This is a genomic window from Rhodococcus sp. MEB064 (genome assembly GCF_000834565.1).
GTDB lineage: Bacteria > Actinomycetota > Actinomycetes > Mycobacteriales > Mycobacteriaceae > Rhodococcoides.
Map to the genome: position 1 here is coordinate 80,862 of NZ_JXQS01000003.1, position 25,160 is coordinate 106,021.

At 67.5% G+C, this 25,160-nt stretch carries 25 protein-coding genes; 21 read left to right on the forward strand and 4 right to left on the reverse strand.

From position 1 onward, the window contains the following. Positions 1 to 9 precede the first annotated feature (9 nt). The 9 genes from RU01_RS01815 to holA all read left to right on the forward strand — a co-directional run bounded on the left by RU01_RS01815 (position 10) and on the right by holA (position 8,350). Complete coding sequence (locus tag RU01_RS01815) at positions 10 to 891, forward strand: AAA family ATPase (RefSeq protein ID WP_042572792.1); 882 nt, start codon at positions 10 to 12, stop codon at positions 889 to 891. 5 nt (positions 892 to 896) lie between these two features. Then, a complete protein-coding gene (locus RU01_RS01820) occupies positions 897 to 2,351 on the forward strand; it encodes a vWA domain-containing protein (RefSeq protein WP_042572793.1) in 1,455 nt (484 codons plus the stop codon). 49 nt (positions 2,352 to 2,400) lie between these two features. After that, positions 2,401 to 3,117, forward strand: a complete 717-nt coding sequence (gene nadD / locus RU01_RS01825; protein WP_268793346.1) for a nicotinate-nucleotide adenylyltransferase — start codon at positions 2,401 to 2,403, stop codon at positions 3,115 to 3,117. A 44-nt stretch (positions 3,118 to 3,161) separates the two neighbouring features. Then, the gene (gene rsfS / locus RU01_RS01830) at positions 3,162 to 3,668 is read left to right on the forward strand and encodes a ribosome silencing factor (RefSeq protein ID WP_082042810.1); all 507 of its coding nucleotides are present in this window, start codon (positions 3,162 to 3,164) and stop codon (positions 3,666 to 3,668) included. Then, positions 3,665 to 4,315, forward strand: a complete 651-nt coding sequence (locus RU01_RS01835; RefSeq protein WP_042572795.1) for a histidine phosphatase family protein — start codon at positions 3,665 to 3,667, stop codon at positions 4,313 to 4,315. The genes rsfS and RU01_RS01835 overlap by 4 nt, the downstream gene beginning before the upstream one ends. Then, positions 4,315 to 5,031 (forward strand): diglucosylglycerate octanoyltransferase, encoded by a 717-nt coding sequence (octT, locus tag RU01_RS01840; protein ID WP_042572796.1) that lies wholly within the window; start codon positions 4,315 to 4,317, stop codon positions 5,029 to 5,031. Before RU01_RS01835 ends, octT begins: the two co-directional genes overlap by 1 nt. Positions 5,032 to 5,121: 90 nt before the next feature. Next, the gene (locus RU01_RS01845; RefSeq protein WP_042572797.1) at positions 5,122 to 5,811 is read left to right on the forward strand and encodes a ComEA family DNA-binding protein; all 690 of its coding nucleotides are present in this window, start codon (positions 5,122 to 5,124) and stop codon (positions 5,809 to 5,811) included. Further along, entirely contained in the window at positions 5,808 to 7,367 is a 1,560-nt protein-coding gene (locus RU01_RS23295; protein ID WP_042572798.1) for a ComEC/Rec2 family competence protein, read from the forward strand. Before RU01_RS01845 ends, RU01_RS23295 begins: the two co-directional genes overlap by 4 nt. Next, complete coding sequence (gene holA / locus RU01_RS01855) at positions 7,364 to 8,350, forward strand: DNA polymerase III subunit delta (RefSeq protein WP_042572799.1); 987 nt, start codon at positions 7,364 to 7,366, stop codon at positions 8,348 to 8,350. Before RU01_RS23295 ends, holA begins: the two co-directional genes overlap by 4 nt. Before the next feature lie 113 nt (positions 8,351 to 8,463). Here holA and rpsT read toward each other — a convergent pair whose 3' ends face one another. Beyond that, entirely contained in the window at positions 8,464 to 8,724 is a 261-nt protein-coding gene (rpsT, locus tag RU01_RS01860; RefSeq protein ID WP_042572800.1) for a 30S ribosomal protein S20, read from the reverse strand. A gap of 254 nt (positions 8,725 to 8,978) precedes the next feature. Between rpsT and RU01_RS01865 the strand changes: the two genes are divergently transcribed. Genes RU01_RS01865 through RU01_RS01875 form a run of 3 tightly spaced genes read left to right on the forward strand, consistent with a single transcriptional unit; the run spans position 8,979 to position 12,453 of the window. After that, entirely contained in the window at positions 8,979 to 10,643 is a 1,665-nt protein-coding gene (locus tag RU01_RS01865) for a circularly permuted type 2 ATP-grasp protein (RefSeq protein ID WP_442970428.1), read from the forward strand. After that, entirely contained in the window at positions 10,643 to 11,614 is a 972-nt protein-coding gene (locus RU01_RS01870) for an alpha-E domain-containing protein (protein WP_042572802.1), read from the forward strand. The genes RU01_RS01865 and RU01_RS01870 overlap by 1 nt, the downstream gene beginning before the upstream one ends. A gap of 8 nt (positions 11,615 to 11,622) precedes the next feature. Next, the gene (locus tag RU01_RS01875) at positions 11,623 to 12,453 is read left to right on the forward strand and encodes a transglutaminase family protein (RefSeq protein ID WP_082042811.1); all 831 of its coding nucleotides are present in this window, start codon (positions 11,623 to 11,625) and stop codon (positions 12,451 to 12,453) included. Here RU01_RS01875 and RU01_RS01880 read toward each other — a convergent pair. Together RU01_RS01880 and RU01_RS01885 are read right to left on the reverse strand one after the other, a co-directional pair. After that, entirely contained in the window at positions 12,437 to 13,870 is a 1,434-nt protein-coding gene (locus RU01_RS01880; RefSeq protein ID WP_052493071.1) for an AAA family ATPase, read from the reverse strand. The genes RU01_RS01875 and RU01_RS01880 overlap by 17 nt on opposite strands. Positions 13,871 to 14,124: 254 nt before the next feature. Further along, complete coding sequence (locus RU01_RS01885) at positions 14,125 to 14,700, reverse strand: type II toxin-antitoxin system PemK/MazF family toxin (RefSeq protein ID WP_042572804.1); 576 nt, start codon at positions 14,698 to 14,700, stop codon at positions 14,125 to 14,127. Positions 14,701 to 14,870: 170 nt separating this feature from the next. Between RU01_RS01885 and RU01_RS01890 the strand changes: the two genes are divergently transcribed. The 3 genes from RU01_RS01890 to RU01_RS01900 all read left to right on the forward strand — a co-directional run bounded on the left by RU01_RS01890 (position 14,871) and on the right by RU01_RS01900 (position 18,442). Continuing rightward, on the forward strand, positions 14,871 to 15,833 hold the full coding sequence (locus RU01_RS01890; protein ID WP_052493081.1) for an iron-siderophore ABC transporter substrate-binding protein: 963 nt from the start codon (positions 14,871 to 14,873) through the stop codon (positions 15,831 to 15,833). Positions 15,834 to 15,917: 84 nt separating this feature from the next. Continuing rightward, entirely contained in the window at positions 15,918 to 17,759 is a 1,842-nt protein-coding gene (gene lepA / locus RU01_RS01895; RefSeq protein ID WP_082042812.1) for a translation elongation factor 4, read from the forward strand. A gap of 8 nt (positions 17,760 to 17,767) precedes the next feature. Further along, positions 17,768 to 18,442, forward strand: coding sequence for a TetR/AcrR family transcriptional regulator (locus RU01_RS01900; RefSeq protein ID WP_231568559.1), 675 nt, complete (start codon positions 17,768 to 17,770; stop codon positions 18,440 to 18,442). Positions 18,443 to 18,451: 9 nt separating this feature from the next. Here RU01_RS01900 and RU01_RS01905 read toward each other — a convergent pair whose 3' ends face one another. Next, on the reverse strand, positions 18,452 to 20,497 hold the full coding sequence (locus tag RU01_RS01905) for a glycoside hydrolase family 15 protein (RefSeq protein WP_082042813.1): 2,046 nt from the start codon (positions 20,495 to 20,497) through the stop codon (positions 18,452 to 18,454). A gap of 85 nt (positions 20,498 to 20,582) precedes the next feature. On the opposite strand from RU01_RS01905, the gene RU01_RS01910 reads away from it, so the two are divergent. The 6 genes from RU01_RS01910 to RU01_RS01930 all read left to right on the forward strand — a co-directional run bounded on the left by RU01_RS01910 (position 20,583) and on the right by RU01_RS01930 (position 24,869). Further along, positions 20,583 to 20,789: a hypothetical protein gene (locus RU01_RS01910; protein WP_442970430.1), complete on the forward strand. Its 207-nt coding sequence runs from the start codon at positions 20,583 to 20,585 to the stop codon at positions 20,787 to 20,789. A 119-nt stretch (positions 20,790 to 20,908) separates the two neighbouring features. Continuing rightward, entirely contained in the window at positions 20,909 to 20,998 is a 90-nt protein-coding gene (locus RU01_RS23515) for an Ms4533A family Cys-rich leader peptide (RefSeq protein ID WP_442970429.1), read from the forward strand. A 161-nt stretch (positions 20,999 to 21,159) separates the two neighbouring features. After that, positions 21,160 to 22,152 carry a sulfate ABC transporter substrate-binding protein gene (locus RU01_RS01915; protein WP_231568560.1) on the forward strand — a complete coding sequence of 331 codons (993 nt, stop codon included), beginning with the start codon at positions 21,160 to 21,162 and terminating at the stop codon, positions 22,150 to 22,152. 1 nt (position 22,153) lies between these two features. Further along, positions 22,154 to 23,032: a sulfate ABC transporter permease subunit CysT gene (gene cysT / locus RU01_RS01920; RefSeq protein ID WP_082042814.1), complete on the forward strand. Its 879-nt coding sequence runs from the start codon at positions 22,154 to 22,156 to the stop codon at positions 23,030 to 23,032. Then, complete coding sequence (gene cysW / locus RU01_RS01925) at positions 23,029 to 23,832, forward strand: sulfate ABC transporter permease subunit CysW (RefSeq protein ID WP_042572808.1); 804 nt, start codon at positions 23,029 to 23,031, stop codon at positions 23,830 to 23,832. The genes cysT and cysW overlap by 4 nt, the downstream gene beginning before the upstream one ends. A 5-nt stretch (positions 23,833 to 23,837) precedes the next feature. After that, on the forward strand, positions 23,838 to 24,869 hold the full coding sequence (locus RU01_RS01930; RefSeq protein ID WP_231568561.1) for a sulfate/molybdate ABC transporter ATP-binding protein: 1,032 nt from the start codon (positions 23,838 to 23,840) through the stop codon (positions 24,867 to 24,869). The last annotated feature ends 291 nt before the right edge of the window (positions 24,870 to 25,160 follow it).

Below are 25,160 nucleotides of genomic sequence, written 5' to 3' on the forward strand. Positions count from 1 at the left end.
GCCACCCGCGTGACCCAGACTGCCCACGACACGGTCCCGTTCTTCTCCGACGTCGACGACGTGTCGACGCGACTCGCCGCCACCGGCTACCTGGCCGACAAGGCCACTGCCACCGCGGTGTTCCTCGCGGACCGCCTGGGCAAGCCGCTCCTCGTGGAGGGCCCCGCCGGCGTCGGCAAGACGGAGTTGGCGCGTGCCGTGTCCCAGGCTGCGGGCGCGGAACTGATCCGCCTGCAGTGCTACGAAGGTGTCGACGAGGCTCGCGCGCTGTACGAGTGGAACCACGCCAAGCAGATCCTGCGCATCCAATCCAGTTCCGGCGCAGGGTGGGACGAGACCCGGCACGACGTCTTCTCCGAGGAGTTCCTGCTCTCGCGCCCCCTGCTGACGGCGATCCGCCGCAGCGATCCGACCGTGCTGCTCATCGACGAGACCGACAAGGCCGACATCGAGATCGAGGGACTTCTTCTCGAGGTGCTGAGCGATTTCGCCATCACGGTTCCGGAACTCGGAACCATCACCGCGACACGCCGTCCGTTCACGGTGCTGACGTCGAACGCGACCCGTGAGCTCTCCGAGGCACTCAAGCGTCGCTGCCTGTTCCTGCACCTCGACTTCCCCGACGCGGACCTCGAGCGTCGCATCCTCGCCAGCCGTGTTCCCCAGTTGCCGGCCGCAATGGCGGAGCAGATGGTCCGCACCGTCCAGGTGCTGCGCGATATGCAACTTCAGAAGCTGCCGTCGGTGGCCGAGACGATCGACTGGGGCAGAACGCTTCTCGCGCTCGGCATGGACGACGTGAACGATGCGGCGGTGCGATCCACCCTCGGCGTCATCCTCAAGCACCGGTCGGACCAGGAGCGCGCGATCGCCGAACTGCGACTCGGCTGACACGCATGGCCCAGCCCAGCGCTCCCGGTTCGGACGTCACCGGTCTGTCCGCGCACCTCGTCGGGTTCGTCGAGGCACTGCGGCGGCGCGGCATCGATGTGGGGCCGTCGGAAACCGTCGACGCAGGATCCGTGCTGGCCGTCCTCGACCTGCTCGATCGCGAGGTCGTCCGTGAGGGGCTGGCGTGCTCACTCGTTCGCCGGCCGGGCCACCGTCCCGCGTTCGATGCGTTGTTCGACCTCTGGTTTCCGGTGGCGGTGGGTTCCCGGACGCAGGACGACGACTCGGCCGTGCGGCCGCCACTGGCGGAGGACGGCACCGTCGATCTCGATGCGCTCAAGCACGTCCTCGCCGAACTCCTGGCGGAGGGCTCCGCCGAGGCCATGGCGCAGGTGCAGAGCCTCGTCGGCGACATCGTCGACACCTACGGCAAGTACAGCTCGAGCAAGGGCGAGTCCTTCTCCGAGTACCAGACGTTGCGAGCCGTCGAGCCGAGCACGCTGATGTCGAAGATCCTCGAGGGTCTGCGTGGCCGGTCCACCGATCCCGGCAACCCGACGTCGGGCGACTTCGAGTCCGAGTTGGCACGCCGGACCGCGGCGGTCCGCATCGCCGAGTTCCGGTCGATGATCGAGAAGGAGACACGTCGGCGCACCGCCGAGGTGTTGGGCAAGGAACGGGTCGCGTCGTACGGAGTGCCGCGGTTGGCCGAGGACGTCGACTTCCTCCGCGCCACCGAGACGGAATTGGCGGCGCTCCGCAAGAACGTCGCCCCCCTCGCCCGACTGTTGGCGAGCAGGCTGGCCGCGCGCCGACGACGCTCACGTGCCGGGTCCATCGACCTGCGGCGGACGCTGCGGAAATCACTGTCCACGGGCGGTGTGCCGATCGACCTGGTCAATCGCAAGCCTCGCGCGGCCCGCCCGGAACTGGTGATCCTGTGCGACGTGTCCGGGTCGGTGGCCGGGTTCAGCCAGTTCACCCTGCTACTCGTGCACACCCTGCGCGAGCAGTTCTCCCGCGTCCGCGTATTCGCCTTCATCGACGCCGCCGACGAGGTGACCCGCTTCTTCGACACCACCCTCGCGCGGACGTCGTTCGCCGAGTCCATGTCGCGGATGGTGGCCGAATCCGAGCTGATCACCTACGACGGACACTCCGACTACGGCCACTCCTTCGAGACGTTCGTCGCCCACCACCTCACGTCGCTCACGCCGCGGTCGTCGCTGCTGATCCTGGGCGATGCCCGGACCAACTATCGGGACCCGAAGATCGAGGCGCTGGCGCAGATGGTCACCGTCGCCAAGCACGCGCACTGGCTCAATCCGGAACCGACGGCGCAGTGGGGCTCCGGCGACTCCGCTGCCGACGTGTACCGGCGGGTCGTGCAGATGCACGAGTGCCGATCGGCGTCGCAACTGGCCGATGTCGTGAGCAGATTGCTCCCCGCCGGCTCCTGACGGCGTGCAGCGCACCGGGGACGGCCGCCCCCACGTAGAGTCGACCCTCGTGCAGGAACCGACGACGCAGCCCGTGGGCAGACGCCCACGACGCCTCGGTGTCATGGGCGGCACATTCGATCCCATTCATCACGGGCACCTCGTGGCCGCCAGTGAGGTCGCGGACAGGTTCGATCTCGACGAGGTGATCTTCGTCCCCACGGGTCAACCGTGGCAGAAGGAGGATCGTTCGGTCAGCCCCGCCGAGGACCGCTACCTGATGACGGTGGTGGCGACGGCGTCCAATCCGCGCTTCTCCGTCAGCCGGGTCGACCTCGACCGAGCCAAACCGACCTATACCGTCGACACGCTGCAGGATCTCTCGCGCCAGCACCCCGGAGACCAGCTGTTCTTCATCACCGGCGCGGATGCGCTGGGCAGCATTCTCGGCTGGCAGAACTGGCAGGAACTCTTCGAACTGGCACGGTTCGTCGGAGTGTCCCGGCCGGGGTACGAGTTGGGTGCGGACCACCTGGCCGAGTACCTTCAGCGCCTGCCGAAGGACGTCCTGACCTTGGTGGAGATCCCGGCCCTCGCGATCTCCTCGACGGAGTGCCGACGTCGAGCGGCCGAGAACCGGCCCGTCTGGTACCTCGTTCCCGACGGCGTCGTCCAGTACATCTCGAAGCGTGATCTGTACCGGCGGGCAGGGGAGCAGCGTGACGACGGCGTCGCGACCGTCTCGGAGCCCGCACCGACACACGTGACCGACGACCGACCTGCTTGACACACCCGAAATACCCGAAGTATCCGAAATCAGGAGAACACCACGTGAGCGCAACACCCGAGGCCATCCAGGTCGCCAGCATCGCCGCACTCGCTGCGGACGAGAAGCTCGCCGCCGACGTCATGGCACTCGACGTCTCCGACCAGCTCGTCATCACCGACTGCTTCGTCATCGCGTCGGCACCCAACGAGCGTCAGGTCAACGCCATCGTCGAGAACATCGAGGAGAAGCTGCGCGACGCCGGTCACCAGCCGGTCCGCCGTGAAGGAACACGGGAAGGCCGGTGGGCTCTGCTCGACTACGCCGACGTCGTCGTTCACGTGCTGCACAACGACGAGCGGCACTTCTACGCCCTCGAGCGTCTGTGGAAGGACTGCCCGGTCCTCGAGATCGAGGGTCTGGGCGCCGTCGACAGCACCACCACGTACGGCACGGACGATCACGGCACCGACGACTACATCGCCGAGGACGACGACCTTGCAGACGAAGACCTGGGGGACGACGTACTGGCGGACGAGGATCTGGCCGACGACACTCGCGTAGACGAGTGACGGCAGCGTCACCTGCCGTCCGCCGACTGGTTCTGCTGAGGCACGGCCAGACCGAGTACAACGCCGCCTCGCGCATGCAGGGGCACCTGGACACCGAGCTCACCGACGTCGGCCGTGCACAGGCTGAGGTGGCCGCGCGCGAACTGGCGACCCGCGAGCCCTACCGCATCGTGTCCTCCGACCTCCGGCGAGCGCACGACACCGCGTCGGCTCTCTCCACGGCGACGGGCGTGCCCGTCGAGCTGGACGAGCGGTTGCGGGAGACGCATCTCGGCGACTGGCAGGGACTCACTCATCTCGATGTCGACGACGTCTCGCCCGGAATCCGCGAGACCTGGCGTGCCGACGCGGAATTCCGTCCCCCGGGCGGTGAGTCGCGTGTCGACGTCGCGAAGCGGTCGATGCCGCTGATCGACGAGTTGCTGGACGATCCTGCGTGGACCACGTCGCCGGTCGTCGTGGTCGCGCACGGGGGAACTATCGCTGCGCTGACGGCGGCCCTGCTGGACCTTCCCGTCGACCGCTGGCCGGTGCTCGGCGGTCTGGGCAACGCCAGCTGGGTGCAGGTCGCGGCACACGGGAGCGCACCGTCGTGGCGTCTGGACGTGTGGAACGCCACCGCCGCCGTGGCCGGTGACGTGCTCTGATGGCCGATCGTCCGGTTCTGCTCGTCATTGCCGACTCGCTCGCCTACTACGGTCCCGAGGGCGGCCTCGCGGCCGATCACCCGAAGATCTGGCCGACCATCGTCGGGCGTGAACTGGGCTGGGACGTCGAACTCGTCGGACGCATCGGATGGACGTGTCGCGACGCGTGGTGGGCGTTGACGCAGGATCCGCGGGTGTGGGCGGCGATCCCGAACGCCGCTGCCCTCGTCCTCGCGACGGGCGGTATGGACTCGCTCCCGTCACCGTTGCCCACCGCGCTGCGGGAGCAGATCCGCTACGTTCGTCCGCCGATCCTGCGACGGGGAGTCCGCGCCGCGTACGGCTGGCTGCAGCCTCGCCTCTCCCACCTCGGTCGACCGGTGGCTCTGCCTCCGCACCTCAGCGTCGACTACCTCGAGCAGATCCGCGCCGCCGTCGCCGCCGTCCGCCCCGAGATCCCGGTCGTCGCGACGCTTCCGTCCGTGCACCGGTGCGATGCGTACGGTCGCGTACACGCCGGTCGGGAACCAGCGGTCCGTGCGACGACGGCCTGGGCTGCCGAACACGGTCTCGAGCTGGTGGATCTGAAGGACGCAGTCGAGGAGAACATCGTGTCCGGCAACGCCAATCCCGATGGAATCCACTGGGGTTGGGACGCTCATGAGCGCGTCGCCGAGGCCGTCCTCGCCGCGGTGCGGGCGTCCGTCCGGGCCTGATCCGGCCGCCTGTCCACAGGCACCCCGGTCATCCACAGGGTGTGCCGCGGAGGGGCCGAGGAGTCGCAGGCGTGGCCTAGCGTCGCGCTCATGTCCCTCGAGACCGACGCCGACGTCCCCGATACGGCACTCGACCCTCCCGAACGAGCGCGCCCACGCCTGCGGGTGAACCCCGGCTCGCGCGGTGCGCGTGCCCTGGCCGTCGCGGTCGCCGTCGTGGTGGCGGCGACCGCCGCACTGGTCTGGCGGGACTCGCCGCAGGTGTCTCCGGTTCCCCCACTTCCCGCACTCGACGCGGTGCCCGCGGCAGTGGCGTCACCGGTCGAACCACCGTCCCTGCTCGTGGTCAGCGTGCTCGGAGCCGTCGTGCGGCCGGGCTTGGTCACCGTGCCGGCCGAGGCCCGCATCGCCGATGCTGTCGCGGCAGCCGGAGGCCGGCGCGACGACGCGGACTTGTTCGGACTGAATTGGGCCCAGAAGGTGTCGGACGGGGACCAGATCGTCGTCGGATCCACGACCGGCTCGGTGCCCACGGCGAGTCCCGCGAGACCACCGAGTGCGGACGGCGACGCCGCCGAGCCCGTCGGTGGCACCGTCTCCCTCAACGAGGCAACCGAGGCCGAACTGGACGCGTTGCCGGGAGTCGGACCGGTGACGGCGAGCGCAATCGTGGAGTGGCGCACCGAGAACGGGCAGTTCAGTTCGGTGGATCAGCTGTCCGAGGTGCCGGGAATCGGGCCCACGCGTCTGAGCCGCCTGAAAGATCTGGTGACGCCGTGACGGAACGTCCCGCGACCGACCTGCGGCTCGTTCCCGCCGCGATCGGGGCGTGGGCTGCCTGCATCGTGGCGGTGGCCTTCGGCTGGGTGTCGGCGCTCGTGCTCGCGATGGTGTGTGTCGTGGGAGCCGGTGTCGCAGCGACACTCCGGCGCCGTGGCCGGGCCCCAGCGGTTGCCCTCGTCCTCCTGACGGCCCTGGGAGTGACCGCCGGCTTCGCCGTGGCGGCGTCTCTACGGCTCCATTCGGTCACCACCGGTCCGGTGCGCGAGGGCGCCGAGCGTGGATCGTCCGCGACCGTGGTCGGAGTCGTCACCGACGATCCCCGGCGCATCACGGGATCGTTCGCCGATCAGGTCGTCGTCCCGGTGCGCGCCCATCGCGTCACACTGCGCGGACAGGTCGTGGACGGGTCGGCCCGCATCACCGTCTTCGGTGCCCCCGACGGGTGGATCGACCTCGAACCCGGTGCGGCAGTGACGTTCCGCGCGATCCTGGCCGTACCCGACCGAGTGGGTGCCGTCGACGCTGTCGCCCGCGCCACGGGTCCTCCCGATGCAGGGCAACCCTCCGCCGCGCTGAGGTGGTCGGGACGCATCCGCGCCGCCCTCGCCGACGCGTCGGAGACAGCGCTGCCCGCGGAGGAGGCGGGTCTCCTGCCCGGCATGGTAGTCGGGGATCGCTCCGGTCTCGTTCCTGCCGTTGAGGATTCGTTCGCCGCAGCCGGAATGTCACATTTGACGGCCGTGTCCGGCGCGAACTTCACGTTCCTCGTCGGGTCGGTCGTTCTCCTCGCTCGGCTGCTCACGGTCGGTCCCCGCACGACCGCGGTGGTCGCCGGCATCGTTCTCGTCGCCTTCGTCGTCGTGGCCCGGCCCTCGCCGAGCGTGCTGCGCGCGGCGGTCATGGGTGTGCTGGGACTGCTCGCGGTGATGACGGGTCGGCGCCGTCACGTCATGCCCGCGCTGTGTACCGCGGTTCTCCTCCTGCTGGCCGTGGACCCCGCGCTGGCGGTGTCGTGGGGGTTCGCGCTGTCGGTGACGGCAACGGCGGCCCTGGTCGTCGTGGCACCGGTCATCACACAGTTCCTCGCGGGCACGGGACCCGACGACGAGCCGCGTCGGCGTCCGGTCCTCGATGCGGTTGCCGTTGCTCTCGCCGCCCATGTCGTGACGGCTCCGCTGGTCGCGGCCATGGTGGGGACGTTCTCGCTGTATTCGGTGATCGCCAACGTCGTGGCGGCACCGGTGGTCGGACCGGTCACGGTGGTGGGGGCGCTCGCCGCGGTCGTCGCCGTCGTGAACGTCGATGCGGGTGCGGTCGTCGCCGGTGTGGCGTGGCTGCCGTTGCGATGGCTGGTGAACGTCGCGGCGTGGACCGCCTCCGTGCCCGGTTCCTCCGTGTCGACGCCGACGGGGCCTGCCGGGGCAGTCGTGGTCGGCGTCGCCATAGCGGCCGGGCTCGCGGCGGCTGTGCTGATCCGGAGAATCGCGTCGGGCAGGAGGCTCACGTCGGGCGACCGTTCCCTGTCGGGCAGACATGGCACCATCGACCGGTGAGTTCCGCATCCGATCGTCCCGCACCCCTGCACCTCGTCCTGGGCGACGAGGAACTTCTCGTCGAACGCGCGGTGTCGTCCATCGTTTCCGACATGAAGAAGGCGACGGTCGGCGACGGGGCAGACGTCCCGGTGGACAGGCTCCGCGCCGGCGACACCACTGTCGCCGAACTCGCCGAGCTGCTCAGCCCGTCCCTCTTCGCGGAGGACCGCGTGGTCATCTTCGACTCGGCCGCGGAGGCGGGCAAGGACGCGGTGGCGCTGGTGCAGGATGCGGCCGCCTCGCCGATCGACGGAGTCGTTCTCGTCGTCCTGCATTCGGGTGGAGGTCGCGCCAAGTCCATGGTGGGTGTGCTGCAGAAGGCCGGCGCCGTCGTGCACGAGTGCGCCAAGTTGTCCAAGGCCAGTGACCGCGTCGACTTCGTCCGCGCCGAGTTCCGGTCGCATCACGAGACCCGTGTGGCGCCCGATGCCATCGCCGCACTCGTGGATGCAATCGGCTCGGATCTGCGGGAACTCGCCGCGGCGTGCTCGCAACTGGTGTCCGACACGGCGGGCAAGGTCGATGTGGCCGCCGTGCGTCGCTACTACTCCGGCCGAGCCGAGGTCACCGGGTTCGACATCGCGGACAAGGCGGTGTCGGGGGACCGGGCCGGTGCGCTGGAGGCGCTGCGCTGGGCGATGCTCGGCGGCACCCCTCACGTCCTGCTGGCGGACGCACTGGCGGATGCGGTCCACACGGTGGCGCGCGTCGGTTCCGCGGGGCGGGGAGACCCGTTCCGGATGGCGTCGGAGTTGGGAATGCCGCCCTGGAAGGTCAAGAAGGCGCAGGCGCAGGCGCGTCTGTGGGATCCGCAGCGGATCGGTGAGGCACTGCGAATCGTCGCGGCCTTGAATGCGGACGTCAAAGGTCAGGCGGCCGACGCCGACTACGCGGTCGAACGGGCCGTGAACGTGGTCGCCGGCTTGAGCTCCGGAAGCTGACCCGCAGACACGAAACCGCCCCGGGGGAGTGAACACCCGGGGCGGAATCCGATCAAGCTACTGCACCGGGACTCTCGAGATGAGTCTGCTCGGCGGACGTACCTGTCGAACGATCAGAGCTTGTTGAAGGCGAGCGAGAGTGCCGACTTCTTGTTGGCAGCCTGGTTCTTGTGGATGACACCCTTGCTGGCAGCCTTGTCGAGCTTGCGGCTCGCGGTCAGCAGGATCTCTTCGGCCTTCGTCTTGTCGCCGGCCTCGGTGGCCTCGCGGAACGAACGGATGACCGTCCGCAGCGACGACTTCACCGACTGGTTACGCAGACGCTGACGCTCGTTGGTGCCGATTCTCTTGACCTGGGACTTGATGTTGGCCACGCGTAGTTATCCTTCGTCTCTTCTCGGTCCGGGACGGCTGACTCCGGGGAACATTCTCGAGCCGTACGTGCAGTGCTTGTGAAAGCTTGTAGCGGCGGGAACAGACAACCGTCCCCACGCCCGACGTACGAGACTACCAGCGCCCGGGACGGAACCCAATTCGGTGACCTCGGGGAGCGGGGAGGCTCGTGAGGTTGCAGAGAATTACCGTGTCCACCGTGCCCCATTGTGAACTGTGAGGCAGCATGGCCACCATGAGTCCTCGATCAGCGGCAGCGCCACAGGCGAAGAAGGCTCGCAGGCAGACACAGTCCCAATCCGGGCCCAGTGTGTTCGACGGGTACGCCGATATCGGCAAGTACGGGCTCGCCTTCGACGAGATGTTCGACGGCGACGGCGGGCTCCGCGGTCCCTACAAAGGGATCCACAAAGCGCTCGCACCGTCCGACGCCGCCGAACTCGAGGCGCGGTCCGACGCTCTGGGTCGCGCGTTCGTCGACCAGGGCATCACGTTCGCCCTCGAGGGGCAGGAGCGTCCGTTCCCCCTCGATCAAGTGCCCCGGGTCATCGCGGCGTCCGAGTGGAACAAGCTCGAGCGCGGGATCAAGCAGCGGGTCAAGGCACTCGAGTTCTTCCTGGCGGACATCTACGGGGAGCAGGAGATCCTGCGCGACGGCGTGGTCCCGAAGTCCCTGGTGACGTCGTGTGAACACTTCCACCGCGAGGCGTTCGGCATCGTGCCCCCCAACGGAGTGCGCATCCACGTCGCGGGCATCGACCTGATCCGTGACGCCGAGGGCACCTTCCGCGTCCTCGAGGACAACCTGCGGTCGCCGTCGGGCGTCTCCTATGTGATGGAGAACCGCCGCACCATGGCGCGCGTCTTCCCCGACCTGTTCGCGAGCCACCGTGTGCGCGCGGTCGGCGATTACGCCACACACCTGCTGCGCGCGCTGCGTGCTGCCGCCGCCATCAACGAGGCGGATCCCACCGTCGTCGTCCTCACGCCCGGGGTGGCGAACTCCGCGTACTTCGAGCACTCCCTGCTCGCCCGCCTGATGGGCGTCGAGCTGGTGGAGGGCCGCGACCTCTTCTGTCGAGACAACGTCGTCTACATGCGCACCACCGAGGGTGAGCGTCAGGTCGACGTGATCTACCGCCGCATCGACGACGACTACCTCGATCCCATGCAGTTCCGACCCGACTCGGTGCTCGGTGTGGCCGGACTGGTCAACGCCGCGCGCGCCGGCAACGTCGTCATCTCCAGCGCCATCGGCAACGGTGTCGGCGACGACAAGCTCACCTACACGTATGTGCCGACGATCATCGAGTACTACCTCGGCGAGAAGCCGCTCCTGGCCAACGTCGACACGTTCCGGTGCTGGCTGCCGGACGAGTGCGAAGAGGTGCTCGACCGAGTCGACGAACTGGTGATCAAGCCCGTCGAGGGCTCCGGCGGATACGGCATCGTGTTCGGCCCGGACGCGTCGCCCAAGGAACTGGCCACGATCAGCAAGAAGATCCGGGCCGATCCGCGCGGATGGATCGCGCAGCCCGTGGTGCAGCTGTCGACGGTGCCCACCAAGATCGGTGACCAGCTCGCGCCGCGGCACGTCGATCTGCGGCCGTTCGCCGTGAACGACGGCGACGACGTCTGGGTGCTGCCCGGCGGCCTGACCCGCGTGGCGCTTCCCGAGGGATCCCTGGTGGTCAACTCGAGCCAGGGCGGCGGCAGCAAGGACACCTGGGTCCTGGCCGGCCGCGCGACCAAGGAGGACGAGCGTGAGCTCGGTGGGGCGGAGATCGTGTCCGAACCCCCGTCGTCACCCACCGCGGAGCAAGGCCCCGAGCTCAACAGCCAGCAGATCCAACAGCAGCAGCAACAGCTGACCCACTCCCCGAAGGACGGTGCCCGCTGATGTTAGCTCGCAACGCCGAATCGCTGTACTGGATCGGACGCTACGTCGAACGTGCCGACGACACCGCGCGCATCCTCGACGTCACGGTGCACCAGCTGCTCGAGGACGCGACGGTCGACCCCGACCACACCTCACGAGTGCTGTTGCGCGTATTGGGATTCGAGCTTCCCGACGAGCGCCTGGACGTGTGGTCGTTGACGGAACTGGTCGCGTTCTCCCGCGAGGGCAACGGATCCATCGTCGACTCGTTGTCCAGTGCCCGCGAGAATGCCCGAGGTGCCCGCGAGGTCACGTCGAGCGAGATGTGGGAGTGCCTCAACACGACGTACAACGCACTCGGCGACCGCATTCGAGCGTCGAAGCGTCTGGGCCCGCACGAGTTCCTCGGGTTCATCGAGGAGCGCGCAGCGATGTTCGCCGGCCTCGCCGACTCGACGCTGAGTCGCGACGACGGCTACCGGTTCCTGTTGCTCGGTCGCTCCGTGGAGCGCATCGACATGACCGTCCGGTTGCTGCTCGCTCGTGCCGGCGACCGCCCCTCGTCTCCCGCGTGGGTCACGGTGCTGCGGTCGGCCGGTGCGCACGACACCTACCTGCGGACCTACCGCGGTGCTCTCGACGCCCAGCGCGTCCTGGAGTTCATGCTGCTCGACCGACTGTTCCCGCGCTCGGTGTTCTACGCACTGAGCGAGGCCGAGCACTCCCTGGACAGCCTGGACCACCACCCGGACATGCGCGTCGGTTCCCGGGCCGAGGCGCAGCGCTTGCTCGGCCGCGCGCGCAGTGAACTCGAGTTCCTGCAGCCTGGCGTTCTGCTCGAAGACCTGCAGGACCGTCTGATGTCGCTGCAGGAGACCTGCCGCGAGGTGGGTGAGGCGATCTCCAAGCAGTACTTCCACGCAGCGCCCTGGGTCGCCTGGACCGACGCCGGAAGCCGAACGGACGAAGCACAATTGGAGGGTGAACTGTGAGCTGGCGGATGCGCGTCGTGCACACCACGGGGTACAACTACGACGCACCGGTCACGTCCTCGTACAACGAGGCCCGACTGACGCCGCGGAGCGACACCCGGCAGAACGTCATTCTCAATCGCGTCGAGACAGATCCCGCGACCAGGTCGTACCGGTACACCGACTACTGGGGCACCGCGGTCACGGCATTCGACCTCCACGCACCGCACACGTCCCTCGAGGTGGCGGGTTCCTCCGTCGTCGAGACGGACGCGTTCGTCCCGCCGGAGGAGACCCTCGACTGGGAGGACCTGGCCGCCGCCCCCGTGGTGGACAGGTTCAACGAGTTGCTCGGCCACAGCACCTACGTCCCCCGCAACCGCCAGCTGACGGCCGTCGCGAAGAAGCTGGCGAAGGATCTGGGGCCGTACGACGCCGTGGTGGCCGTCTGCAACTGGGTGAATCAGGAGATGTCCTACGTTCCCGGCACCACCGGGGTGCACACGTCCGCAGTGGAGGCGTGGGCCGAGAAGAAGGGCGTCTGCCAGGACTACGCACACCTCACGCTGGTGTTGCTCCGCAGCATCGGCATCCCTGCCCGCTACGTCTCCGGATATCTGCACCCCAATGCCGAAGCGGTGGTGGGTGATTCGGTCGAGGGGCAGTCGCACGCGTGGATCGAGGCGTGGACCGGATCCTGGTGGGGCTACGACCCGACCAACGCCGTTCCGGTCAACGAGCAGCACGTGTCGGTAGGGATCGGGCGCGACTACGCCGACGTGCCGCCGCTGAAGGGCATCTTCTCCGGTGGCGGGTCCACCGAACTCGACGTGGTCGTGGAGATCACCCGCCTGGCGTGACGCTCGATCCGCCCAGCAGTGAGCGGGTCAGTCTCTGACGCTCGTCCACGCAGGCGGTCAGAACCGCGGCGATGTCACTGTCGGTGATCATCGTTCTGCGTCCGTCGACATCGTGGTCGTCGCGCTCGATCGCGGCGACCACGATGCGGCGGACGAGTTCCCTTACGTACGAGGCGGTTCCGCCCTCGGTCGCGTCGAGGAGCGGCGTGAGGTCGGCTGCCATGTCCACTGCCGACAGATAGCGCTCCGCCAACCGGGCGCGACCGCGGGCGTCGGGCAGCGGGATCTCGACCGCGAGATCGATGCGTCCGGGTCTGTCTCGGACCGCTCGCTCGATGGAATCGGGCCTGTTCGTAGTGAGCACGAACGTCACGTCCGCGTCGCCGTCCATGCCGTCCATCGCATCGAGCAAGGCGAACAGGAGCGAGTTCACACCCGTTTCCTCGCGCTCCCGGGCAATGAGATCGACGTCCTCGACGACTACGACCGACGGGCTCAGGCGGCGTGCCAGAGTGGTGGCCTCTGCGATGTGGCGCATCGCGGACCCGGTCAGCACGATGACTGTGCTGTCCGGCACGAGTCCGAGCAGGTGGCGGACCGTGTGGGTCTTGCCGGTTCCCGGTGGGCCGTACAGGAGTATGCCGCGACCCACGTGTTGGCCCGCTTCACGTAGTCGTGCTGCTGAGGATCCGACGGTGACGAGATGACGGGTCATCGCCTCGAGGGTGCCGTCGGGAAGGATCAAGTCATCGGCCGCGACGGTGGGTCTCGTCATGAATCCCACGAGCCCGTTGCCCCGTCCGCCGCTGCTCCCCAGCGTGAGGACCTGGCCGCGCATGACGTCGTGCTCGTCCATGAGCGAGACGATGCTGTCCAGCGTGCTCGCGCCGGCGTCCCGATCGCCGCAGATCACCTCGATCTGCAGTGGCGTCTGATGCGCCGGGTCCGGGATGTGGATCGCAACCGCCACGGGGATTCCGCCGGGCGAGTAGGTGTCGAGCAACCCGAAGGCCGGGACGGACATCGTCGACTCGGGACCGGTGTCCACCGACCGGTACTCGACGGGGCCTCCTCGGACGCGGCCACTGCGGTGACATGATCGCAGCAACGTGACGAGGTCCTCGTGGGGAACTTCGCGGCCGCGGAGTGACGACCATCGTTGTGCCGCTGCAGCTTCCGGCGGATCCGAGTGGCGGTCCGCGTAGGCCTGGACGGTGAGGACGAGGGTCGCGGCGTGATAGGTGGGAAGGGACCGTCGATGCGAGATCACCGCATCCGGGGGTACGGCCAGGTGCGAGAAGATATGCAGCGCAGGCTCTTCGAGCGGCCCGGTGTCGAGTGCACGGGCACGGTGGGAGAGATGGGACAGGGCTCCGCTGACGATGTCGAGCGAGTCCGGGGAATGCGTGAGGGTCACAGTGAACGCACTACCAGTGCGGATGGTTCGAAGGAATGTGACGCGGGATGTGCCGCCGGTGAGAGGGGAATGGGCGGAAATTCACATCCGCAGAAGCACGGTAGCACCGGGAAACCCTGCTGCGCCAGGGGTTGCCGCGTCCGATTCTCGACACTCGTGCTGTCGAGCGTATCGAGTCGGAGCGTCCACAACTCGCCCGGATCGACGGAATCCCGTCGATCCGAGGGAGTTATGGACCTTCAGGCACGGGCAAGTCAGTGCCAGGAGAAGTCGGAGCGCAGCCGCCCGGCAACCAGGTCGAAGCGATCGCGCGGCAACACGGCACCCTCGCGGCGGATGCCGTCCTCGGGGACGTCGAGGACACGGTCGAGGCGGACCCAGCTGGGCCGGCCCTGCGCATCCCAGGATCCACCGCCCAGCCCGAGCCAGTCGCGATCGCCCTCGTGCTTGCTCTGACTCGACAACATCAGGCCCAGGAGGGTGGATCCGTCCCGGCCGACCACGAGCACCGGGCGGTCCTTGCCCTGTGACGGGTCCTCTTCGTAGGCGACCCACGTCCAGACGATCTCGCCGGGATCCGCTGCACCGTCGAGCGCGGGGGAGTACTCGATGCGTCGTGCGCGTGCCGCGGTGGGCGACGACGTGGAGCTGACCGGCCGTCCCGACGGTGCGGTCCGAGGCGGCGTCGCAGTCGACGCACCGACCCGTTGTCCGATGGACTGGGTGACTTTGTCCAGCGCGCCGGACCTCTGCAGCTGCCGGAACAGCCGTGGGCCCTCCGCTACTGCGAGTCGTCCCAGTTTCTTGCCGATCGACGCCAACGTTGCCATCCGGACAGGCTACCGAGGATGCGAATCGACGCTCACCCACGGCTAGTGAGCTTAGGCTACCCTGAGCCCGATTCGAGAGGTTCTCGACAGCTGAAGGGAATGACGTGATTCGACGGGGAGTACGACGAAGGGGCCGCGCGGTCCTGGCACTGGGTGTAGCGGTGACGGCGATGCTGTCGGCATGTTCGTCGGGCGCGGACGCCGACTCCGCGACCGACGGTTCGGTGACCGTGTCGCACGCATTCGGCGAGACGGTCGTGCCCGACGACCCCCAGCGCATCGTCTCCGTCGGGCTGACCGAACAGGACACCCTGCTGGCCCTGGGCGTCGTTCCCGTCGGCGTCACCGAGTGGTACGGCGAGCAGCCCGACGCCACCTGGCCGTGGGCGCACGATCTGCTGGGCGGCGCGCATCCCGAGGTGCTGTCGCAGACGGACGGCATCCAGTTCGAGAAGGTGACCGCCCTCGAGCCGGACCTCATCATCGGCACCAACGCCGGCATGAGCGAGGACGACTACACACGTCTGAGTGCCATCGCGCCGACCATCGCGCACAGTGACCCCGACTCGCCGTACTTCGAGCCGTGGGATCAGCAGGCGCGCACCATCGGACTCGCGCTGGGCAAGGAGGCCGAGGCGAACGCGCTGGTCGACGACGTACGCGCGCAGTACCGCGAGGCGGCGCAGGCACACCCGGAGTTCGCAAGTAAGAAGGCGGTCCTGCTGCAGAACGCCCTGTACGACAACCAGGCCATCGCGTACCAGGACGGTCTGAGCACGGACTTCCTGACCTCGCTGGGCTTCGAGATCCCGTCCGAGCTGAATGCGTTCGTCACCGAAGAAGACGCGCAGGCGTACATCCCGCTCGAGAATCTCTCGGTTCTCGACGCCGCCGACGTGCTGCTCTGGGCGACCGAGGGGCCGGACGATCGTGCTGCCCTCGAGGCCGAGCCGATCTACGGCACGCTGGAGGAAGTGCGAGAGAACCGCCTCGTCTTCACCGACGGCATCACCGCGGGCGCCATCTACTTCACCTCGCCGCTGAGCCTTCCGTACCTGCTGGACTCGCTGGTTCCGGCGTTCTCGTCCACACTCGCCGGAAGCGGCCCTGCCACGACGAACACCCCGGCCTGACCACGCACTACCGCCCGGGACCCCGGCCGTGGTGACGTGCAGATATTCTGTAGGTGACCACGGCCGTCTCGTCAGGAGCACCCCATCACCAACTTCGCGGACACGACGTTCACGGATCCGGTTCGGATCCGTAACTTCTGCATCATCGCCCACATCGACCACGGCAAGTCGACGCTGGCCGACCGCATGCTGCAGCTCACCGGCGTCGTCGACGACCGGTCGATGCGTGCCCAGTACCTGGACCGCATGGACATCGAGCGTGAGCGCGGAATCACCATCAAGGCGCAGAACGTCCGGCTGCCGTGGAAGGTGGGCGAGACCGAACACGTCCTGCACCTCATCGACACCCCCGGCCACGTCGACTTCACCTACGAGGTCTCGCGAGCCCTCGAAGCGTGCGAGGGCGCAGTGCTGCTGGTCGACGCCGCGCAGGGCATCGAAGCGCAGACCCTGGCCAACCTGTACCTGGCGCTGGAGAAAGATCTGACGATCATCCCGGTGCTGAACAAGATCGACCTCCCCGCCGCGGACCCGGATCGCTACGCCGCGGAGATCGCGCACATCGTCGGCTGCGAGCCGGACGACGTTCTCCGCGTGTCCGGCAAGACGGGCATGGGCGTCGAGGCACTGCTGGACGAGGTCGTCCGCCTGGTGCCCGCTCCCGTCGGTAACCCGGACGGACCGGCGCGCGCGATGATCTTCGACTCCGTCTACGACGCCTACCGCGGCGTGGTCACCTACGTGCGTGTCGTCGACGGCAAGATCCTGCCGCGCGAGAAGGTCACGATGATGTCGACGGGATCGACGCACGAACTCGTCGAGGTCGGCATCGTGTCCCCGGACCCGAAGGCCACCAAGGGACTCGGTGTCGGCGAGGTGGGCTACCTCATCACCGGCGTGAAGGACGTGCGCCAGTCCAAGGTCGGCGACACCGTCACCAGTGCGAAGAACGGCGCTACCGAAGCGTTGACGGGCTACCGCGAACCACGCCCGATGGTCTATTCCGGTCTCTATCCGGTGGACGGTTCGGACTACCCGGACCTTCGCGACGCCCTCGAGAAGCTGCAGCTCAATGACGCGGCGCTGACCTACGAGCCGGAGACGTCCGTCGCCCTCGGCTTCGGGTTCCGATGCGGCTTCCTCGGACTGCTGCACATGGAGATCACCCGTGAGCGTCTCGAGCGCGAGTTCGGCCTCGACCTCATTTCCACATCACCCAACGTGGTCTACCGCGTCGAGATGAACGACGGTGCGGAACACATCGTCACCAACCCGTCGTACTGGCCGGAAGGCAAGGCCAAGGCCGTCTTCGAGCCGATGGTCAAGTGCACCATCATCTCGCCGAGCGAATTCATCGGCTCGATCATGGAGCTGTGTCAGAGCCGCCGCGGCGAGATGGGCGGCATGGACTACCTGTCCGAGACGCGCGTCGAACTGCGCTACACCATTCCGATGGCGGAGATCATCTTCGACTTCTTCGACATCCTGAAGTCGCGCACCCGCGGGTACGCGAGCCTGGACTACGAGGAGATCGGCGAGGAGTCGGCCAACCTGGTCAAGGTGGACATCCTGCTGCAGGGTGAGGCGGTGGACGCGTTTTCTGCGATCGTGCACGCGGATGCGGCCGGCGCCTACGGCAACAAGATGACCACGCGACTGAAAGATCTCATCCCGCGCCAGCAGTACGAGATCCCGATCCAGGCCGCCATCGGCTCGAAGATCATTGCGCGCGAGAACATCCGGGCAATTCGCAAGGACGTTCTGGCCAAGTGCTACGGCGGCGATATCAGCCGTAAGCGCAAGCTGCTCGAGAAGCAGAAGGCGGGCAAGAAGCGCATGAAGACCATCGGACGCGTCGACGTTCCGCAGGAAGCATTCGTGGCTGCACTGTCCACCGACGCGTCGGCGGACAAGCCCAAGAAGTGACGGGGACCGTGTCGGAACCGGACGACGCACCTCCGTCGCTGGCCGACGCGGGCCTTCTTCGCACACCGCCCGTCACCCGTCGCGGTGTGCGCACCCGAGCCTCGCTGGTCGCTGCCGCCCGCGTGGTCTTCGAGCGGGCCGGATACCTCGAGGCCCGGTTGGTGGACATCACCGATGAAGCACAGTGCTCGTCCGGAACCTTCTACACCTACTTCGCGGGCAAGGAAGAAATCCTCGCGGCGGTCCTGGAGGTCGCTCAGGACGACATGATGCATCCGGGCACCGAACACGTGCCCGACGACGGTGATCCGGTCGCGATCATCGAAGCCAGCAACCGGGCGTATCTCGAGGCGTACGAGCGCAACGCGAAGCTGATGGAAGTTCTCGAGCAGGTCGCGGCGGTGGATCCGAACTTCCGCCGGCTACGCCGCGACCGTGCGGACGCGTTCATCAGACGGAACGCTCGCAGCATCGCCGACCTCCAGGAACGCGAACTGGCCGACACCGGTGTCGACGCGTTCGTCGCCTCGCTGGCGTTGTCCGGCATGATCTCCCGGTTGGCGTTCACCCACTTCGTCGTCGAACCCGCCCTCGGCGTCGCACCGTCGTGCTCCTCGGAGCAGTTGGTCCACACCGCGACTCGGCTGTGGGCCAACGCCCTGAGGCTCGATACGCCCGAGTGATAGGGCCGGTCAGGAGTGGTGGCCGTGGGCAGGCTGGAACTGCCCGGCCTGCACCGCTTCCTCCGCACGGATGACGTGGACGACGGCGTTGATCAGCGCGAGGTGGGTGAACGCCTGGGGGAAGTTGCCCAGGTGCCGTCCGGTCTTCGCGTCGATCTCCTCGGCGTAGAGCTTGAGGGGGCTCGCGAACCCCAGAAGGCGCTCGCACAGTCGCTTCGCACGGTGCAGTTCGCCGATCTCCACCAGCGCCGACACCAACCAGAACGAGCAGATGGTGAAGGTGCCCTCCTCGCCGGACAGGCCGTCGTCGGTGGTGTCGACGCGGTAGCGCAGGACCAGACCGTCTTCGGTCAGCTCGTCCGCGATGGCGAGCACGGTGGCCCGCACCCGCTCGTCGTCCGACGGGAGGAAGCGCAGCAGGGGGACCAACAGCAGCGACGCATCGAGCGATTCGTGGCCGTACCGCTGGGTGAACACCCCGCGCTCGTCGACGCCGTGCTCGAGGATGTCGGCCTTGATCTCGTCCGCGATCGTGTTCCACTGCTCGGCGTACGTCTTCTCCCCGTGCAAGGTCGCGAGCTTGGAGCCACGATCGAGAGCGACCCAGCACATCACCTTCGACGACGTGAAGTGCTGGGGTTCACCGCGCACTTCCCAGATGCCACGGTCGGGTTCGCGCCAATGCTCGATAGCTTCCTCGACCTGGCGTTTGAGCAACGGCCACAACGACTCCGGCACGTTCTCACGGGACCGCACGTGCAGGTAGACCGAATCGAGCATCGTGCCCCAGATGTCGTGCTGCATCTGGTTGTACGCGCCGTTGCCGATGCGCACCGGCTGGGCACCGTCGTATCCGGACAGGTGGCCCAGCTCTTCTTCCTCCAGCGTGCGTTCGCCGCCGATGCCATACATCACCTGCAGCGGAACGGGTTTGCCGTCCGGGCCCGACGTGACGTCGGAAATGAAGGAGAAGAAGTCGTTCGCTTCGCGGTCCAGGCCGAGGGTGTATAGACCCCACAGGGCGAAGGTGGAATCGCGCACCCAGGCGTAGCGGTAGTCCCAGTTGCGTTCGCCGCCCGGTGTTTCCGGCAGGGAGGTGGTGCTCGCCGCGAGCAGGGCGCCGGTCGGGGCGTACGTCAGTCCCTTCAGGGTCAAGGCGCTTCGCTGGAGGTACCCGCGCCACGGATGGTCGGGGAAGCGGCCGATGGTGATCCACTGGCGCCAGCATTCCGCGGTCTGCCACATCTTCTCGGCGGACTCCTCGAACGTCCTAGGAGGATCGAGCGTCGACCACGACAACGCGACGAAGACGTTGTCGCCCTCCGTCATGCGTGTACGCGCGCGGGCCTCGCGTCCTTCGAGGCCGATGCGCAGGTTGGTCGTCAACTTCAGGGTGGGCTCCGAGCCGTCGCCCGCACTGACGGTGGCCGTCGCTTCCTCGTACACCTTTCCGGTGTACTCCCAGACCGCCGCCTTGCGGTGGTAGTCGAAGGCGGGCTCGCAGGTCATCTCCAACTCGACCGTGCCGCTGACACACTTCACGCTGCGGATCAGGCAGTGCTCGGCATCCCAGTCCGACGGTGCGCGCTTGTGTGTCCGTGACCGCTCGTCGGTGTTGTGCCACTTGCCCATGACGAGAGCGTCCCGGACGACCAACCATCCGGTCTCGGTCTGCCACGTCGTCTCGACGATCAGGCCGCCGGGGAGATAGCGCCGCGCTGCGGGCACGTTCTGCCCGTAGGGGCCGATGCGGAAATGTCCGGCGCCCCGGTCGAGCACGGCCCCGAAGATGCTGGGGGAGTCGGGGCGAGGGATGCACATCCACTCCACGGCCCCGTTGCGGGCGATGAGGCAGGTCGTCTCGCAGTCCGACAGGAAGGCGTAGTCGTCGATGGGGGGGAACGTGGTGCGGTGGGGCAGCCATGTCTGCGACGTGCCGGGGACCGCGTCGAGCGCTCCACCTTCGTCGGGTGTGTCGGCCGACGCCGGCCCGAAGGTGGCTTCACCGGCGCTCGCGACGCGGGGAACCACGGACTGTTCGTCGAACGGACTCATTCGCCCATCATGGAGTGGTCCGCCCCCGTAGTCCACTGCTGGGCCCTCACTGTCGAAGCGACTACTGTCGGTGGGTGTGAACGCAGTGGGCTCGTGGTGGGACGGAGTGGAACTCTGGATCGCCGGGCTCCCGTTCATCCCGCAGGTTGCCGTCGTGCTGGCTGTCGTCGTACCGGCCGCCGCGATCACGGCGTACGTCGTGGACATCGTGTTGTCCACGCTCTTCGACGCACGACGTCGGATGTTCCGTCGAGAGACGGCGGCCACCCCCGTCCGTCCGGAAGAGAAGTGAGAGAAGTTGCCCCGCTCGCGTGTGACATCAGCCCTGATCGCCCTCATTCTGCTGGTGATCGTCGCCTGGCTGCTGACTCGATAGCGGAGTCGTCCCCGCCTTCTGCTAAATTCTCGGCTGTGTCCGACGCATCCTCCCACCCGATCCGCCATGAGCTGGCGCTGATCGCTGTGGGCATGCTCGCGGTCGCTGACGTCGACTGTCGCTGACCCTTACGCCGCGCCCCGTTCGCTCGAACCGGCGCGTTCCGCTCGTCAGCACGTAATCAGTCCCGTCACCTTTCCGCCCTTCACATTCACGCGCGCCACCGTCGATGGTGGGCGCGGTCCCCGAGAGGTAACTCGTGTTCCCATCACGTCGCGTTCGCCTAGTGTCCACAGCCGCTGCCGCGGCTCTGCTCGCGCTGACCGCCTGCTCGTCCGGCTCCTCCGACACCGTCGGTGAGACAGCCGCATCCACCTCGGGTCCGTCGCTGACGCTCGTCGGTTACGCCGTCCCGAAGAACGGGTGGGATGCCATCGGCGCGGCGTTCGCGTCCTCGGAGAACGGTGACAACGTCACCATCAACGCGGACTACGGCGCATCGGGCAACCAGTCCCGCAAGGTCGCCGACGGTGCACCCGCCGACATCGTCAACTTCTCGGTCGAGCCCGACGTGACCCGCTTGGTCAAAGCCGGCAAGGTCGACGAGGCCTGGAACCAGAATGCCTACGGCGGTGTGCCTTTCGGCTCCGTCGTCTCCATCGTGACGCGGCCGGGCAACCCCAAGAACATCAAGACCTGGGAAGACCTCATCCGTCCCGACGTCCAGGTCATCAGTCCCAGCCCGCTGAGCTCGGGTTCCGCCAAGTGGAATCTGCTGGCGCCGTACGCATCCGTCAGCAACGGCGGCCAGGATCGCCAGGCCGGCCTCGACTACGTGACCGAACTGGTCAAGCACTTCCCTGTGCAGCCGGACTCCGGCCGCTCCGCGTCCGAGGCCTTCCTGCAGGGCCAGGGTGACGTGCTGCTGAGCTACGAGAACGAGGCACTGTTGCTCGAGGGCCAGGGCCAGCCGGTGGAGCACATCGTTCCGGACCAGACCTTCCGCATCGACAACCCCGTGGCCGTGATCAACTCCAGCGCCAACCTCGAGCAGGCCAACGCGCTGAACGACTACCTGTACACCGCCGACGGCCAGAAGATCTGGGCCGAGAACGGCTTCCGTCCCGTCGATCCCGCGGTCGCCGCCGACTACACCGACAAGTTCCCGACGCCGCAGAAGCTGTACACGATCGACGACCTCGGCGGTTGGAGCGCGGTGGACAGTGACCTGTTCGGCGAGAACGGTGCCATCAACGCGATCTACAAGGCATCGAGCTGACATGACGACAGAGGTCGCCGGTCGGCGAAAACTCTTCACCCGCCGACCGGCGTCCTCTCAAGGTTCGCCCGGTAGACGGCGCGCGGCTTCCGGACTGCCCGGTGGCTCCCTGACACTCGGCACGGTCGTCCTGTGGCTCTCGATCATCGTGCTGCTGCCACTCGCAGCGGTTCTGAGTCGGTCACTGTCCGAGGGCCCCGCGGAATTCTTCGATGCGGTAACTGATCCGCGGGCGCTGGCGACTCTGCGCGTCACCGTGCAGGTCTCGGTACTCGCCGCTCTGATCAACGTGGTGATGGGAACCGTCATCGCCTGGGTTCTGGTCCGCGACGAGTTCCCCGGCAAGTCCATCGTGAACACGCTGATCGACCTGCCGTTCGCCTTGCCCACCATCGTCGCGAGCCTTGTTCTGCTGTCCCTCTACGGGCCGATGAGTCCCGTCGGGATCACGCTCAATGCCACGAAGACCGGCGTCGTGATCGCCCTCGCCTTCGTCACGTTGCCGTTCGTCGTCCGTGCGGTACAGCCGGTGCTGATCGAACTGGACCGTGAGGTCGAGGAAGCCGCCGCATCGCTCGGAGCGAGCAACCTGGTCATCTTCCGCAGGGTCGTCCTCCCGGTGCTGCTGCCGTCGATCCTCTCGGGAGCGGGTCTGGCATTCTCGCGTGCACTGGGCGAGTTCGGCTCCGTCGTTCTCATCGGCGGCAACATCCCGGGCAACACGCAGATCGCGTCGCAGCTCATCCGTGAGCAGATCGAGACCGACCAGCCCGTCGACGCGGCCGCGATCTCCGTGGTGCTGCTCGCCATCGCGTTCGTCGTGCTCTTCGTGCTGCGGATCGCGGGCAGCCGCCTCGCACATCGGGAGGAACAGAAATGAGGCTCGCCGCCGGCACCCGTATCGGGTTGCGCACCGTCGCGTTGCTGTACCTCGCCGTCCTCGTCGTTTTCCCCCTCGGCGCGATCCTCTACCGGACCTTCGAGAACGGCATCGTCTCGTTCTTCCAACTGATCACGACCCCTGCCGCGCAGTCGGCTCTGCAGTTGTCGTTGATCATCGTCGCGATCGTCGTTCCCCTGAACGTGGTGTTCGGCGTCGTCACGGCACTAGCCCTGGCGCGAGGCAGCTTCCGCGGCAAGGGCTTCGTGCAGGCCGTCGTCGACCTTCCGTTCGCCGTGTCCCCGGTCATCGTCGGAGTGGCGCTGATCCTGCTCTGGGGCGCGGGCGGGTGGTTCGGCTTCCTCGCGGAGTGGGGCATCACCGTCATCTTCGCGCTGCCCGGCATGGTGCTGGCGACGATCTTCGTGACGCTGCCGTTCGTCGTGCGCGAGGTCGAGCCCGTCCTCTACGAGATCGGTGAGGAACAGGAAGAAGCAGCCGCCACCCTGGGCGCGACCTCGTGGCAGACCTTCTGGCGGATCACGCTTCCGGCCATCCGGTGGGGTCTGACGTACGGAGTCGTGCTGACCGTCGCGCGCGCCCTGGGCGAGTTCGGTGCCGTCATCATCGTCTCCACCAACCTGCCCGGCATCTCCCAGACGTTGACTCTGTTGGTCAATGCCCGGTACGAGGACTTCAACCAACCCGGCGCCTACGCCGCCTCGACACTTCTCATGGTCGTCGCCGTCATCGTGCTGCTGCTGATGACTGTTCTGGACCGCAAGCGAACCAAGGAATGAGCACCGTGACCACATCGACGACGCAGAAGCGCACGGACAGCATCGAGATCTCGGTCCGCGGTGCACAGAAGCGGTACGGCGACTTCGCCGCCCTGGACGACGTGTCCCTCGACATCCCGTCCGGGTCGCTCACCGCTCTGCTGGGGCCCAGCGGCTCGGGCAAGTCGACGCTGCTCCGCTCGATCGCCGGCCTCGAGGAACTGGACTCCGGCGTCGTCGTCATCGCTGGGGACGACGTGACCACCGTCAGCCCGCAGAAGCGCGACATCGGTTTCGTGTTCCAGCACTACGCGGCCTTTAAGCACCTGACCGTGCGTAAGAACGTCGCCTTCGGACTCGAGATCAGGAAGAAGCCGAAGGCGGAGATCGACGAGCGGGTCGACCAGCTCCTCGACATCGTGGGACTGTCCGGCTTCCAGACCCGCTTCCCGGCACAGCTGTCGGGTGGTCAGCGTCAGCGCATGGCCCTCGCCCGCGCCCTCGCGGTCGATCCTCGGGTGTTGCTGCTGGACGAGCCGTTCGGAGCTCTCGACGCCAAGGTGCGCGCCGACCTCCGGACCTGGCTGCGTCGACTGCACGACGAGGTCCACGTCACCACGGTGCTGGTGACGCACGACCAGCAGGAGGCACTCGACGTCGCCGACCGCATCGCCGTCATGAACAAGGGCCGCATCGAACAGATCGGGGCTCCCCGCGAGCTGTACGACACCCCTGCCAACGACTTCGTGATGTCGTTCCTCGGCGAGGTCTCCAAGTTGAACGGTCAGTTGGTGCGGCCGCACGACATCCGTGTCGGACGCACACCCGACCTGGCCCGTGCCGAGCAGACCGGAACCGCCGAGAACGCCGGCGTCACCCGGGCCACGGTCGAACGCGTCGTCCATCTCGGCTTCGAGGTCCGGGTCGAGCTGCGCAACGGCGCGACCAACGAGCTGTTCTTCGCGCAGATCACCCGGGGTGACAACGAGGCGCTGGGTCTGGAGAGCGGCGAAACCGTGTACGTGCGCGCCACCCGCGTGCCGGTGATCCCGGGCTGAGCCTGCGCCGATGGGCGTGCGCTCACCGGAACCCGTGTGCACACACCGTGCAGCACCCTCTGGCCGAGCGAACACCTCTTGTGTGGAGTGCACACCGGCTCCGGCATGCGGGGGAGGGTGTGCGCTTACCAGAACCCATGTGCACACACCCTTCGGCGCCCGCCGCGGCCGCGTGAGTGCTCTCCGGCTGAGAGAACACGTTTTGTGTGGAGTGCACACCTCGTACGGCAGGCAGTAAAGGGTGTGCGCTCACCAGAACCCGTGTGCACACACCGTGCAGCACCCTTCCAC

Coding starts and splice junctions, on each gene's coding strand:
- RU01_RS01845 (WP_042572797.1), top strand. CDS start 5,122: ATGTCCCTCGAGACCGACGCCGACGTCCCCGATACGGCACTCGACCCT.
- RU01_RS01820 (WP_042572793.1), top strand. CDS start 897: ATGGCCCAGCCCAGCGCTCCCGGTTCGGACGTCACCGGTCTGTCCGCG.
- RU01_RS01870 (WP_042572802.1), top strand. CDS start 10,643: ATGTTAGCTCGCAACGCCGAATCGCTGTACTGGATCGGACGCTACGTC.
- RU01_RS01890 (WP_052493081.1), top strand. CDS start 14,871: ATGCTGTCGGCATGTTCGTCGGGCGCGGACGCCGACTCCGCGACCGAC.
- RU01_RS01905 (WP_082042813.1), bottom strand. CDS start 20,497: ATGAGTCCGTTCGACGAACAGTCCGTGGTTCCCCGCGTCGCGAGCGCC.
- RU01_RS01885 (WP_042572804.1), bottom strand. CDS start 14,700: ATGGCAACGTTGGCGTCGATCGGCAAGAAACTGGGACGACTCGCAGTA.
- RU01_RS01875 (WP_082042811.1), top strand. CDS start 11,623: ATGCGCGTCGTGCACACCACGGGGTACAACTACGACGCACCGGTCACG.
- octT (WP_042572796.1), top strand. CDS start 4,315: ATGGCCGATCGTCCGGTTCTGCTCGTCATTGCCGACTCGCTCGCCTAC.
- RU01_RS01865 (WP_442970428.1), top strand. CDS start 8,979: ATGAGTCCTCGATCAGCGGCAGCGCCACAGGCGAAGAAGGCTCGCAGG.
- cysT (WP_082042814.1), top strand. CDS start 22,154: ATGACGACAGAGGTCGCCGGTCGGCGAAAACTCTTCACCCGCCGACCG.
- cysW (WP_042572808.1), top strand. CDS start 23,029: ATGAGGCTCGCCGCCGGCACCCGTATCGGGTTGCGCACCGTCGCGTTG.